The 13,297-nt window shown below is 64.0% G+C and carries 8 protein-coding genes; 5 read left to right on the plus strand and 3 right to left on the minus strand.

Translation table 11 applies throughout. From position 1 onward, the window contains the following. Window positions 1-88: 88 nt before the first annotated feature. The 3 genes from RUGAMON1_RS17085 to RUGAMON1_RS17095 form a co-directional block, all read right to left on the minus strand. On the minus strand, window positions 89-2,488 hold the full coding sequence (locus tag RUGAMON1_RS17085) for a TonB-dependent receptor (protein ID WP_445231630.1): 2,400 nt from the start codon (window positions 2,486-2,488) through the stop codon (window positions 89-91). Window positions 2,489-2,585: 97 nt separating this feature from the next. Beyond that, the gene (locus RUGAMON1_RS17090) at window positions 2,586-4,784 is read right to left on the minus strand and encodes a glycoside hydrolase family 88 protein (RefSeq protein WP_445231631.1); all 2,199 of its coding nucleotides are present in this window, start codon (window positions 4,782-4,784) and stop codon (window positions 2,586-2,588) included. A gap of 19 nt (window positions 4,785-4,803) precedes the next feature. Further along, window positions 4,804-5,625 carry an NAD-dependent epimerase/dehydratase family protein gene (locus tag RUGAMON1_RS17095; protein WP_445231632.1) on the minus strand — a complete coding sequence of 274 codons (822 nt, stop codon included), beginning with the start codon at window positions 5,623-5,625 and terminating at the stop codon, window positions 4,804-4,806. A gap of 156 nt (window positions 5,626-5,781) precedes the next feature. Between RUGAMON1_RS17095 and RUGAMON1_RS17100 the strand changes: the two genes are divergently transcribed. The 5 genes from RUGAMON1_RS17100 (at window position 5,782) to bglX (ending at window position 13,282) form a co-directional block, all read left to right on the plus strand. Beyond that, window positions 5,782-6,774, plus strand: a complete 993-nt coding sequence (locus RUGAMON1_RS17100; RefSeq protein WP_445231633.1) for a LacI family DNA-binding transcriptional regulator — start codon at window positions 5,782-5,784, stop codon at window positions 6,772-6,774. An 86-nt stretch (window positions 6,775-6,860) separates the two neighbouring features. Next, complete coding sequence (locus RUGAMON1_RS17105) at window positions 6,861-8,735, plus strand: hypothetical protein (RefSeq protein WP_445231634.1); 1,875 nt, start codon at window positions 6,861-6,863, stop codon at window positions 8,733-8,735. Between the two features lie 7 nt (window positions 8,736-8,742). Further along, window positions 8,743-9,123, plus strand: coding sequence for a 5-carboxymethyl-2-hydroxymuconate isomerase (locus RUGAMON1_RS17110; protein ID WP_445231635.1), 381 nt, complete (start codon window positions 8,743-8,745; stop codon window positions 9,121-9,123). A gap of 17 nt (window positions 9,124-9,140) precedes the next feature. Beyond that, window positions 9,141-11,048: a glycoside hydrolase family 2 protein gene (locus RUGAMON1_RS17115; RefSeq protein ID WP_445231636.1), complete on the plus strand. Its 1,908-nt coding sequence runs from the start codon at window positions 9,141-9,143 to the stop codon at window positions 11,046-11,048. Then, window positions 11,045-13,282, plus strand: a complete 2,238-nt coding sequence (bglX, locus tag RUGAMON1_RS17120; protein ID WP_445231637.1) for a beta-glucosidase BglX — start codon at window positions 11,045-11,047, stop codon at window positions 13,280-13,282. Before RUGAMON1_RS17115 ends, bglX begins: the two co-directional genes overlap by 4 nt. Window positions 13,283-13,297 lie beyond the last annotated feature (15 nt).

Genomic DNA, 13,297 nt, shown 5'->3' on the forward strand with positions numbered 1-13,297 from the left:
AAAAAAATCCCTCCGGCCACGCGGGGGAGCCGCGCCGACGGAGGGCGAAAGAGCGACCCGATGGCGGGGCCGCGAGGAGATGCTCGGTTTAGAACGTCATGTCCAGCCGGGCGCCGAAGTAGCGCTGGTAGTCGCGTGGCGGCAGCCATTCGGTGGTGTTGACCACCTGCGGCGTGTTGGGCGCCTTGCTGCTCCAGTTGCTGTTGGCATAGCCGTTGTTCAGGCCGGCCGCGTAGCGCTTGTCGAACAGGTTGTTGACCAGGAAGGTGAACTTGTAGCGGTCCTGCTTGTCCTTCACGCCGAAGCTCAGGTTGGTGATGCTGTAAGCGCCCTGCACCGTCATCGGATCCTGGTTCAGCGAGAACTGCGTGCGGCTCTGGTAGCGCGTGGTGGCCGCGACGAAGCCGTTGAAGCTTTGCGACGGCAGCACCAGGTCGTACTGGCCGCCCAGGTTGACCTTGATCTTGGGCGCGTTCGGCAGCGTCTTGCCGGCCAGGTTTTGCACATTGCTGTTGTTGTACTTCGGGCTGACCACGCAGCCAGGTCCGATCACGGTGCCGGTGCCGGTGGCGTTGAGCACGTTGTAGCACGGGCCGTTCTCGAAGGACTGGATGGTGGCTTCGGTGTAGGCGAAGCTGCCGTTCAGCTGCAGCTCGCGCGTGACGCGGATGCTGCCTTCCGCTTCCACGCCCTGCGTGCGCAGGCCGCCGATGCTGTTCAAGCCGGTGCGATAGGTGCCGTCGGCGTCGAAGAAGCTCGACGATTGCTGGAAGTTCGAGAAGTTGGTGCGGAACACAGCCATGCTGAACATCGCCCGGTTGTCCAGCAGGCTTTGCTTGAGGCCGATCTCGTAGCTCTTCGCGGTTTCCGGCTTGACGGCAGGCAGCTTGGCGGTGGCGGCCGTGAAGCCGGACGTCAGGTCGTAGGCCACACCCTTGTGGCCGGTCGAGGCCATGGCGTAGACCATGCTGTCCTTATTGATGCGGTGCTCCAGGCCCAGCTTGCCGGTGAAGCTCTTGTCGTTGTCTTCCTTGTGGTAGTACTCGGTCAGCGCGTGCACTTGCGGCGGCACCGTGTAGCGGCGGAAGTTGTAGCCGGTGTCTTCGTCGTTGTAGCGGCCGCCGAGGATCAGGCTGGTGTTCGGCACGAAGTCCCACGAGCCCTGGCCGTAGATGGCCTTGCTGATGTTCCAGGCGTCGGCGCCGTAGGAAGTGCCGTAGGCCTGGATCAGCGGCGCCTTGGTCAGTTCGCGGTTCAGCCAGTTCTTGCCGTACCACAGGCCGGCGACGTAGCGCACCGCGCCCTTGTCCGGCGAGGTCAGGCGCAGCTCCTGCGTGGTCGAGTGGACGTCGAACGAGCCGTACTGGAACAGGCCGCCGTGCATGCCGGTCGGCTGGCCGTTGGGCAGCAGCAGGAAGGGCAGGATGTCGATGTCGGTGTTGTCGTTGTCCTGGTAGTCGTCCATGTGGTAGCGGCCGTAGGACGAGATCGAGCTCAGCGTGTGGCCGGCCAGCGGGCCGTTGGGGTCGAAGGCCCAGTCCAGCTTGACGCCGGTGCCGACGTCATGGAACTTGCCGCCGGTCGGGTAATCGTTGCGCACGTCGCGGTTGCCCGGGCCGATGCTGATACCGTTCAATACCAGCGAGGCCGGCAGCTGCGGCGCGTTGCGGTAGATGCCGCCCGGCGACATATAGCTGTAGGCGTTGGAGCAGCAGAACTTCTCGGTGCGGTTGTAGTGCGGCGTCAGCGTCACGGTCAGCTGGTCGAGCGGAGTCCACTCCAGCTTGCCGCTGAGGTTGTCGCCCTTGCTGCCGTTCAGGTGGCCGCCGGTGCTCAGGTCGTTGAGCGTGCCTTGGTAGCTGGTCTTGCTGGCGGCCAGGCGCATGCGCAGCGTGTCCGACACGGCGCCGCCGACGCTGAAGCCGGCCCGCCATTCATGGTCGTCGGTCAGGTAGGTGCTGACGGTGGTCTTGAGCGGGCCGCCGATCGGCTTGGTGGTGATGTTGAGCGCGCCGGCGATCGAGCTCTTGCCGAACAAGGTGGACTGCGGTCCCTTCAGCACTTCGATGCGGTAGACGTCGGCCAGGTCCTTGAAGGCGCCGGCCTGCATGCCCTGCGGGATATCGTCGACGATCACCGAGACGTCGGCCTCGACGCCGATGCCCAGCGAGAAGGTGCCGATGCCGCGCATATTGATGCTGAAGTTGCCCGGCTGGCTGCCGTAGGACAGCGTCAGCGCCGGCGACAGCGACGGGATGTCTTCCAGGTCGCGCACGTTGGAGCGCTGCAGCACGGCGTCGCCCAGCACGGTGATCGAGGCCGGCACGTCTTGCAGGTTCTGGGCGCGCTTGTTGGCGGTGACGACCACCGATTCAAGCTTGCCGCTGTCGGCCGGGGTGGCCTGTTGGGCGGAGGCGGCGCTGAGGCCGAGCAGGGCGATAGCGACTGCGGCCGTGATGGGCCGCAGCGCAGGGATGGCAGGTTTCATGAAGTCTCCAGTTTTTATTAAGTGCTTTGTGGAATCGCTTCCACTTATGGTGAAAAAATACGCCGGCAATTTTGGGGACTGCCGGCGGTGGTGCGAATTATTGCGTGGTGACTGTCAGCGGGGCCTTCAGCTTTTGCGCGTAGTTGCGCACGTAGGCCTGCCATGCCGCGCCGTCGGCGAAGTCGCCGCTCTTGTTCCAGCCGGCGCCGAAGTAGTAGACGAAGGGCTTGCCCGCCTGGGCCGTGCCCAGTGTCAGCTGCTGGCCGTCGGTGACGGCGTAGCCGCTGGCGCCGGCCGGCAGGATCACGCCGCAGCCGATGATGCCGTCGTCGCCGTGTTGCGGCTCCCAGTAACTGGCCCAGCCGCCGGCGGCGTCGGTCACGTACGCTCCCTGGCCGTCGCGCTGCACGATACCCACGCCCACCGTCAGCGGGCCTTTACCGCCGGCGCTGTAGCGGCTTTCGACGCGGGTCATGTTGGAGCCGGCGTCGATCGAGAAGCGCTTCACTTCGGAGACCATGCGGCCCTTGCCGGCATCCCATTTGCCGAAACTGAGTTCGAACACGGAGCGCAGCGGGCCGTCGGCCAGCACCTTCCAGCTCTGGTAGTTGGACGAGTTATGCAGCGCGTTGTCCGCGTAGATGGTGGTGCCGCCGCAACCGCGGTTCTGGCCCACGTGGTAGTAGTCCAGACCTTCGCCGGCATCCTTGTGATAAGCGCCGTTCTTGTACCACTTGTCGACCACCGGATAGCGCACCCGCTTGACCCACACGTCCACGCCGCTGCTGATCAGGTGTTCTTTCGGATCCTTGATGATGGCCGGCCCGTAGACGCGGTGCACGGTGCGGTCGCTTTCCCACGCGAAGTCGTCCAGCCGTTCCGGCACGAAGCGCGCATGCGTCTTCACGTCGGCCGGCGGCGTGGCGGCCAGGCGCTCGGCCGGCAGCACCAGGTAGCGGCGCGTATCGCCGGCCGGCACGTTCACGGAGAACAGCAGATGCTTGCCGCGCTTGTCCTCAATGAGCTGGGAGTTGAGGATCGCCGAGGTGGACGCATCCATCACCACCGGCGCCTTGACGCCCGGGGTGACTTCCACCAGCTCGTCGCCGCGCAGGCCGTCGGTGCCGTTGGCCACGCTGACCGTCTGCGGCCTGGCCTTGTCCAGCACCGCCATGCGATACACCTCGCTGCCGGCCAGCAGGAAGCCGCCGACGCCATAGACCTCGGTGGCGTCGTTGTCGAACGATTTGGGATCCTGGCCGATCGGCTGTACGTGGGTTAGCTTGCCGTCGGCCTGCACGTTGGCCACCAGCGCGCTCCACACCTTCTGCACGGCGGGCTTGTAGGTCCTGGCATCCAGCAGGCCCTGGTTGACGCCCCATGCGAAGGCATACGCATACAGCGCCGAGCCGCTCGATTCCTTCAACGGATAGCTGGCCGCGTCCAGCAGGCTGGCGCGCCACAGGCCGTCCGGCTGCTGCAGCGTCAACAGCTTGGCCGACATTTCCTTGTACTGCTGCTCGAAGCGCGGACGGGCAGGGTGCTTGGCCGGCAGGTATTGCAGCATGCGCACCAGGCCACCCATCACCCAGCCGTTGCCGCGTCCCCAGTAGACCTTCTGGCCATTGGCTTCGCGCTTGTCGAAGTATTTGCTGTCGCGGAAGTAGAGGTGCGCTTCCTTGTCGTACAGGTAGTCCGACGTCGCCCACCATTCGCTGACGGCGAAGTCCAGGTAGCGCTGGTCGCCGGTGATGGCCCACAGGCGCAGCCAGGTCGGAGGGCCCATGAACAGCGCGTCGCACCACGACCAGCGTTCCTGGTTGCCCGGCACGGTGAAGTCCAGCGTGCCGCTGCGGCGGTTGGCCAGGATGTCGTCGAAGCTGGCGCGCATGGCGGCGATCATCTTCGGATCGCGCAATTGCAGATACAGCTCGGCGTAGGTCTGGCCGATGATGTGGTCATCCGCGTGGTAGTGGTTGGGCCCCAGTTTCCATTGATTCTTGTCGCCGATGGCGAGCATGGCGTCGCGGTATTTGCGGTCGCCCGAGATGCCCACCAGGGCCATGAAACCGGTATCGCCCACCGCCTGCGTCCAGTCGTCGGTGCGGTGCTTGCTGGGGTTGGCCAGCTGCCAGTCGGCCACGCGCTCCATCGCGTTCAACACCGCTTTCGGATTAATGGCGGCCGAGGGCGCGGCTGTCTCGGTGGCCGGTGCTTCGCCGGCGAATACTGGTGTTGCGGGCAGTGCGGCCACGAAGGCGGCCAGCACGGCGGCGTGCAGATACGTTGGTTTCATGTAAGCGTCTCGTTGAGTTTTATTTGTACATGGGTCCTGCGGTGACGAACGGGCCTCCCTGGTAGATGGTCGGCGCATCGCCGGCCGCCGGGTAGGCCGCGCTGTCGGGGAAATTGCCGGCGAACTGGCCGGAGCTGTGCTTGGGTACATAGCCCAGGTGCGAGGCGTGCTTGTTGTCCCACCACTTGGTCGGATTGTCCGAGGTGCCGAAGGTGATCGTGTGGCCCACGCACGGCGTGAACAGCGAACAGCGGATCAGCTCCACCAGGTCGTCGTAGGCCAGGTAGGTGACCATCATGCGGCTGTTCTTCGGTTCCGGGAAGGAGGAGCCGATGCGCAGGCAGACGGTCTCGGTGCCGAAGCGGTCGTAGTAGTAGCGCGACAGCGCTTCGCCGAAGGCCTTCGACACGCCGTAGAAACCGTCGGGACGCAGCGGCATGCTGGCGTCGACCAGCTGCGTGGTTTCGTAGTAGCCCACCACGTGGCTGGAGCTGGCGTAGATCACGCGCTTGACGCCGCACTTGTGCACCGCCTCGTACAGATGGTGCAGGCCGAGGATGTTGGCGTTCATGATGGGTTCGAACTTGTCTTCCACCGAGATGCCGCCGAAGTGCAGCACGGCGTCCACGCCTTCCATCATTTTCAGCACGCCGTCGCGGTCGCCCAGGTCGCCGATGACGATCTCCTCGCCTTCGCGCGCCGGGCCCAGGTCCTTGACGTCGTTCAGGCGCACCACGTCGGCCCAGGCCTTGGCGCGCTCGCGCAGGATGGTGCCCAGGCCGCCGCCGGCGCCGGTCAGGAGGATGCGTTTGAAAGGTTTTGCGCTAGAGGTAGTGGTCATTTTGAGTTTTGTAGTTAAACGTTTAATCGCAAGTATAGCGAATATTTTTTCGGGGTCAATCGCTTTCGTGTCAGTCGACGCATGGTCTGTGGCGGATTTGCCGTGCTAAGATCGAAGCGGATGGCCCATTAAAATAAAAATCGATTGACTGGATTGATGAAAAAACCCGTACCCACCATCCGCGACGTGGCCGCAGCGGCAGGCGTTTCCACCGCCACCGTGTCCAAGTTCGTCAACGGCGCGCAGCGTTTTTCGGCGGGCGTGGAAGCGACCATCACGCAGGTCATCGCCGACCTGGGCTACCGTTCCAACCCGCTGGCGGCGTCGATGATCACCGGCCGCACCAAGAGCATCGGCCTGTCGTTGCTGGACCTGGCCAATCCGCACTTCGCCAGCGTGGTCAAGGGCGCCAACCGCGTGGCGCAGCAGCACGGCTACACGCTGCTGCTGGTCGATACCGACGAAGACCCGGACCGCGAACGTCCCTTGCTGGAGGCGCTGAGCCGCCGCGTGGACGGCATGTTCGTCATCTCGCGCATAGCGGAATCGGAGATGGAGTGGATGATGGAGCTGGGGAAGCCGATGGTGTTCTTCGGCCACCTGGCGCAGCACGATATTCCATGGGTGGCGGGCGACGACCGTCGCGGCGCCTGCATGCTGGCGCGGCACCTTGTCGCGCAAGGGCACCGCAAGATCGCCTATCTGGGTTTCTCCAAATCGCGCCGTGACGAGGAGCGACTGGCCGCCATCCGGGAGTGTTTATCCGCGCATGGCCTGCCGCTGGCGGTGCATGACGCCGGCGCGCCGTCGGCGCAGGAGGGCGCGCGGGTGTGCTCGTCCATCATGCTCGGCGCCGACCATCCCGATGCGCTGATCTGCTACAACGACCTGATGGCGCTGGGTTTCATGAAAGCCGCGCAGACGCTGGGTTTCCGCCTGCCGGACGACATCTCGGTGGCCGGCTTCGACAACATTCAGTTTGGCGCCTACACCTCGCCGCCGCTGACCACCGTCGACCTGCAAAGTGAGCGATTGGGCGCCGCCGCGATGGAGCAGCTGATAGGCCGGATCGAAGGCAAGCCCGCCGCGGCGTTCAACATGATCGAGCCGCAGCTGATACTGCGCGGCTCCATCGCCAACCGCGTTTAACCGCGTTTTTTTCACATGACGCTTTACGTCTCCGGAAAAATCACATAACATCGGTTAAACGTTTTCCAAGAAGAGTCTGCCACCCCATGATTTCGACCCGATTCCGTCTTTCCTTGTTCGCACTGGCCGCCATGCTGGCCGCCGGCGGCGCAGCGGCGCAAACCGCCGCCAACTATGTGCCGCCGCAGGCGAGCGCGCCGATGAACCGCATCGTGCAGGACAACGCCTACCAGCAGCTGGACTACTTTTTCAAGAAGCTGGTGGCGGAAAAGGAGGCCATCGTCATCGACGGCTACGCGCCGTTCAAGGCCGGCGACAAATTCTTGCCGGGTAAAGTGGCGGCGGGCCTGGGTCACGTGCTGCTGAACAGCGCCAAGGACGATCCGGCGTTGCCGCAGCGGCTACGCGATTATCGCGACATCGCCGATATGACGGTCGGCATGGACAACCACACCTGGGGCATCTATTACTACATCGGCACGCTGGTCAAGCTGAAGGAAGCGGGCCTGCTGGAGCGGGCGGTCAGCCCGGCCACGCTGGAGAAACTGCGCAAGCAGCTGGACTGGCGCACCTTCGTCACCGTGCCGCAGTATGACTTGATTAACCTGCCGACCAACTACTACGGCGTGGCGTTCAGCATCGCGCGCCTGCGCATGCTGATGGGTTGGGAGGACGACAGCGGCAGCAAGATCCTGCTCGACAAAATGCTCACGCATTACAGAAAATACTCGGGCAAGTTCGGCTTCTCCGACGAGACCGACGGCGAAGGGCGCTTCGACCGCTACAGCATCCTGCTGATCGCGGAGATCTGCGAGCGCTTCCTGGAAACCGGCATGGAGCCGACTCCGGAACTGAAAGGCCTGCTGCGCAAGGCGGCCGACATCGCGCTCAATGTGAGCAACACCGCCGGCGACGGCTTCAGTTTCGGCCGCAGCCTCGGGCCGTATGGCGAGACGGCGCTGGTCGAGATCCTGTCCGTGTCGGCCTACCTGGATGTGCTGACGGCGGAAGAGAAGCAGTACGCGTATGCCTTCTCGTCGCGCGTCGCCGCCCGCTACATGGACTTCTGGTACGACCCGTCCATGCACTCGCTGGACATGTGGGGCAAGGGCCGCCGCACCGACGCCTATCGCGGCAAACACCGCATCCTGGGCGAGAATTTCTCGCTGCTGCACCAGCTGATCTACACCAACGACACCTGGAACAAGGCCGGCATGAAGGACGCGCCGCCCAAGGCCGACCTGCAGGCGTGGCTGGACAAGAACCGTCCGCAGTTCAGCACCACCACTTTCGCGCAGGGCGAGTACGACCGCGCGCTGACCGTTTTCCGCGACGGCAAGCACGTCGTCAGCCTGAACATCATCAACGGCGGCATCAGCCAGCATGACAATAGCCCGTACTATCCGCTGCCGTTCGCGCCGGGCATCGTCTCCGGCATCGCCGATAGCGGCGGTGCGCACCCGCAGCTGCTGCCCAAGTTCACCATGGCCGATGGCGCGCAGTTGATCGGCACCGCCTGGATCAAGGACATCAAGACCAGCCAGGCCGGCCAGCGCTACACCGTCAGCTATCGCCAGGATGAGCTGGACCGGCTGGGCAAGAAAAGCCCGGTCAAGGACGGCCGCATCAAGCTGCAAACCACCTACACGCTGGAACACGGACAGCTGACCCGCAACGACGTCTACACGCCGATGGGGGCGCAGGAAGTGGAGAAGATCACGCTGGAATTCGCGTCCTTCTCCGAGCAAGCGGCGATGGACGGCGGCACGGTCACTTTCGCCAAGGGGGACGTGGGCGAGTATAGCGTCTCCGGCCTCCAGCAATGCCAGGTCGCGCCGACCAATGGCAGCAAGGATTACATGGCGCCGTATGGGGCGATGAAGACGCTCGTCACCTGCAGCACCGGCAAGCTGACGATGAAGGAACCGCTGACGATCAAGTGGACCATCAAATACCACTAAGGACATCATGCCGCACTTAAAAATCGAATACACCGCCAATCTCGACGCGCACACCGACATCGGCGAATTGTGCAAGACGCTGTCGCACACGCTGGTGACGTTGAAGGACGCCGGCGGAACGCTGGTGTTCCCGCTGCTGGGCACCCGCGTGCTGGCCTATCCGGCCGCACAATACGCAGTGGCGGACGGCGAGCAGGGACGCGCCTTCGTCTACATGAACATGCGCATCACGCCCGGCCGCAGCGAGGAACTGGTCAATGCAGTCGGCGACGCCGTGCTGGCCGCCGCTCGCGCGCACCTCGCTTCCGCGTTGGACAAACTGCCGGTGCGCCTCACCCTGCATATCGACCCGACACCGCCTGCTTACGAAGGCAAATTCAGTAGTTAAAAAACTTGGAGACCTGGATGCGTAGTGTATTGAAGCTGCTATTGATGGCGGGCTGGCTGTCGGCGGCCTGGGCGCAGGACGACCAGGCCCCTGGCCAGGCGATGGTGGTGCCGGCCGCCGGCGCTGGCATCACCGTCGCCCCGGCGGCAGTGACGAAGCAGCCTCCGACGCTGCACAACATCTACGGCCGCACGCACCTTCTACTGGACGGCCGCTGGAACTACATCGTCGATCCCTACGAAGCGGGCTATTACAACTATCGCCATCAACCCTTCGACCAATCCGCCACAGGCTCCGGCGGCTTCTACGACGACCGCAAGCCCAAGGACAAAACCGAATCGGTCGAATACAGCTTCGACGGCTCGCCGACGCTGGCCATTCCCGGCGACTGGAACTCGCAGAACGCCAAGCTGGAAAACTACGAGGGAACGGTCTGGATGCGACAGCAGTTCCAGGCCGCCCCCAAGGACGGCAAGCGCTACTTCCTCTACTTCGGCGCGGTCAACTACGAAGCCCACGTCTACCTGAACGGCAAGAAGGTCGGCAGCCATAAAGGCGGCTTCACGCCGTTCCAGTTTGAAGTAACGGGCAGCCTGTTGAAGGGCCAAAACACCGTCATCGTCAAGGCTGACAACACCCGCCACCAGGACGACATCCCGACACTGAACACCGACTGGTGGAACTACGGCGGCATCACCCGCGACGTGCTGCTGGCCGAAACGCCGGACACCTACATCGCCGACTACCAGATCCAGCTGGCCAAGGGCGACATGGGCCGCATCGAAGGCTATGTGCAGATGACCGGCGCCCAGCGCTCGCAGGACGTGACGATCACCATCCCCGAGGCGGGCATCAAGGCCACCGTGCACACCGGCGCCGACGGCCGCGCGGCGATCAGCATCCCGCTGGCGAAAAACAGGATGCACTACTGGTCGCCGGAAGATCCCAAGCTGTACACCGTCACCATCGCCGGCACAACCGACAAGCTCAATGACCGCATCGGCTTCCGCACCATCGAAACTCGCGGCCAGGACCTGCTGTTGAACGGGAAGTCGGTATTCCTGCGCGGGATCTCGCTGCACGACGAAAACCCATTGATACCGGGCCGCCTGCGTGGCGAAGGCGACATGCGCATGATGCTGCAATGGGCCAAGGAGATGAACTGCAACTACGTCCGTCTGGCGCACTATCCGCACAGCGAAGAGATGATCAAGCTGGCCGACGAGATGGGCATCCTGGTATGGGCCGAAGTGCCGGTGTACTGGACCATCTCGTGGCAGAAGCCGGAGGTCTACGCCAACGCCAGCCAGCAGCTGACCGATTTGGTCACGCGCGACAGGAACCGCGCCAGCGTCATCATCTGGTCGATCGGGAACGAGACGCCGGTCAGCGATGCGCGCAATGTCTTCATGGGCAAGCTGGCCGACACCGTGCGCTCGCTGGACCATACCCGCCTGGTCGCCGCCGCGCTGGAAGTGCACCGCAAGGGCAACGAGGTGACGGTGGAAGATCCGCTGGCCGACAAGATCGACCTCGCCAGCTTCAACGAATACGCCGGCTGGTACTGGTCCGACAACAAGGAAATGCTGAAGTTCTCGTTCAAGGTCAATTACAACAAGCCGGTGATCATTACCGAATTCGGCGCCGACGCGCTGGGCGGCCTGCACGCCGACGGCGACACCCGCTGGAGCGAGGAGTATCAGGACCTGCTGTACAAGAACCAGTTCAAGCTGCTGGACGCTATCCCCGGCCTGCGCGGCATGACGCCGTGGGTGCTGACGGACTTCCGTTCGCCGCGCCGTCCGCACCCGTACTACCAGGACTTCTGGAACCGCAAGGGCCTGATCTCCGAAACCGGCAAGAAAAAGCTGGCCTTCTACACGATGAAGGCTTACTACGACCAAAAACAGCAACAATACAAATGACCATGAAAAAAACCACGCTTGCCCTGGCTGCGGCCTTGCTGCCGTTGCTGGCCCACGCGCAGGAAGCGCAGGAAGCGCAGATCGATCGCAAGGTCGCCGCGCTGATGAAGCAGATGACGGTGGCGGAGAAGGTCGGGCAACTGCACCAGATCTCCGGCCGCCTGGTCACCGGCCCGACCAGCAGCGACTACGCGGCTACGCTGGCCGATATCCGGCTTGGCAAGGTCGGCTCCATGCTCAACGTGAAAGGCGTGGCCGACACGCGCGCGATCCAGGCGCTGGCGCTGCAATCGCGGCTGCACATTCCGCTGCTGTTCGGCCAGGACGTGATCCACGGCTACCATACGGTGTTCCCCGTGCCGCTGGGCGAATCGGCGTCGTGGGACATGGAGGCGATCGAACAGTCGGCCCACATCGCAGCGCGCGAAGCCGCCGCCGCCGGCATTCACTGGACCTTCGCGCCGATGGTGGACGTGGCGCGCGATCCACGCTGGGGCCGCGTGATGGAAGGCGCGGGTGAAGACGCTTTCCTCGGTTCGGCCATCGCGCGCGCACGCGTGCACGGCTTCCAGGGCAAGCAGCTTGGCGCCACCGATTCCGTGATGGCCACCGCCAAGCACTTCGCGGCGTACGGCGCGGCGGTGGCGGGCCGCGACTACAACGCGGTCGACATGAGCAACCAACAGCTGTTCGAAGTCTATCTGCCGCCGTTCAAGGCCGCGCTGGATGCGGGCGCGGCGACGTTCATGAACTCCTTCAACACGCTGAACGGCATACCGGCCACCGGCAACGCCTTCCTGCAACGCGACATCCTGAAAGGCAGCTGGAACTTCAAGGGTTTCGTCGTCAGCGACTGGGGCTCGGTGCGCGAGATGGTGCCGCACGGTTATGCCAGCGACCTGGCCGACGCCTCCGTCAAAGCCATCAACGCCGGCAGCGACATGGACATGGAGAGCTACGCCCACATCAAGCACCTTGAGGACGCCGTCAAATCCGGCAAGGTGAAGATGAAGACGCTGGACGATGCCGTGCGCCGTATCCTGTACAAGAAATTCGAGCTTGGCCTGTTCGACGATCCGTACCGCTACTCGGTCGCCACGCGGGAAAAAGCCGTGCTGGCCGATCCGTCGCACCGCGCCGCCACGCTGGACGTGGCGCAGAAATCGCTGGTGCTGCTGAAGAACGAGGGCAAGACCTTGCCGCTGTCGCGCGCCGTGCCAAAGATCGCCGTCATCGGGCCACTGGCCGATGCGCGGCGCGACCTGGAAGGCGGCTGGGTGGTGGAGGGCGACCGCGCGCCCGTGGTCAGCATTCTCGAAGGCATCCGCAGCCACGCCGGCAAGGCGCAGGTCAGCTACGCGCCGGCCTGCGATAACCGCTGCGGCGGCACCGAGGGCTTTGCCGAAGCCGTCGCCACGGCATCGAAGGCGGACGTCGTCGTGCTGGCCGTCGGCGAGACCTGGGACTTGAGCGGCGAAGCCAAGTCCCGCACCGACATCACGCTGCCCGGCCATCAGGAGCAACTGTTCGCCGCGCTGAAGGCGACCGGCAAACCGATCGTGGTGGTGATGCTGGCCGGCCGCCCACTGGTGTTCAACACCATCGCCGAGCAGGCGGACGCCATCGTCTATGCATGGTTCCCCGGCAGCGAAGGCGGCAACGCGGTCGCCAACGTGCTGTTCGGCGACTACAACCCGTCCGCCAAGCTGCCGATCACCTTCCCGCGCAGCGTCGGCCAGATTCCGCTGTCGTACGCGCAGTACAACACCGGCCGCCCCGTCACCGATGAAAAGAACGTGGTCTACAAATCGGCCTACATCGATTCCGTCAACACGCCACGCTATGCCTTCGGCCATGGCCTGAGCTACACCGACTTCAAATACTCCGGCCTGACCATCAGCGGCAAGGAGATGTCGCCATCGCAGCAGGTCACGCTGTCGTTCGACCTGGCCAATACCGGCAAGGCCGAGGGCACCGAGATCGTGCAGCTCTACCTGCGCGACATGGTCGCCTCGGTCGTGCGGCCGGTGAAGGAGTTGAAAGGCTTCCAGAAGATCCATCTGCAGGCGGGCGAGCAGCGCCGCGTGAGCTTCACCATCGACCGCGAGTTGCTGTCGTTCTTCAACAGCCAGCTGGTATGGGGCGCCGAAGCCGGCGACTTCAAACTGATGGTCGGCAGCGCCTCCGACGATATCCGTCTTGAGGGCGCGCTCAAACTGCTTCCACCCAAATAACCAGAAGACCCCGAC

Origin of the sequence: Duganella rhizosphaerae, from assembly GCF_040364205.1 — a bacterium.
Lineage (GTDB): Bacteria > Pseudomonadota > Gammaproteobacteria > Burkholderiales > Burkholderiaceae_D > Rugamonas > Rugamonas rhizosphaerae.

Excerpts from the sequence above, each read along its gene's own strand:
- RUGAMON1_RS17085 (WP_445231630.1), bottom strand. The coding sequence starts at position 2,488 with ATGAAACCTGCCATCCCTGCGCTGCGGCCCATCACGGCCGCAGTCGCT.
- RUGAMON1_RS17090 (WP_445231631.1), bottom strand. The coding sequence starts at position 4,784 with ATGAAACCAACGTATCTGCACGCCGCCGTGCTGGCCGCCTTCGTGGCC.
- RUGAMON1_RS17095 (WP_445231632.1), bottom strand. The coding sequence starts at position 5,625 with ATGACCACTACCTCTAGCGCAAAACCTTTCAAACGCATCCTCCTGACC.
- RUGAMON1_RS17100 (WP_445231633.1), top strand. The coding sequence starts at position 5,782 with ATGAAAAAACCCGTACCCACCATCCGCGACGTGGCCGCAGCGGCAGGC.
- RUGAMON1_RS17105 (WP_445231634.1), top strand. The coding sequence starts at position 6,861 with ATGATTTCGACCCGATTCCGTCTTTCCTTGTTCGCACTGGCCGCCATG.
- RUGAMON1_RS17110 (WP_445231635.1), top strand. The coding sequence starts at position 8,743 with ATGCCGCACTTAAAAATCGAATACACCGCCAATCTCGACGCGCACACC.
- RUGAMON1_RS17115 (WP_445231636.1), top strand. The coding sequence starts at position 9,141 with ATGCGTAGTGTATTGAAGCTGCTATTGATGGCGGGCTGGCTGTCGGCG.
- bglX (WP_445231637.1), top strand. The coding sequence starts at position 11,045 with ATGACCATGAAAAAAACCACGCTTGCCCTGGCTGCGGCCTTGCTGCCG.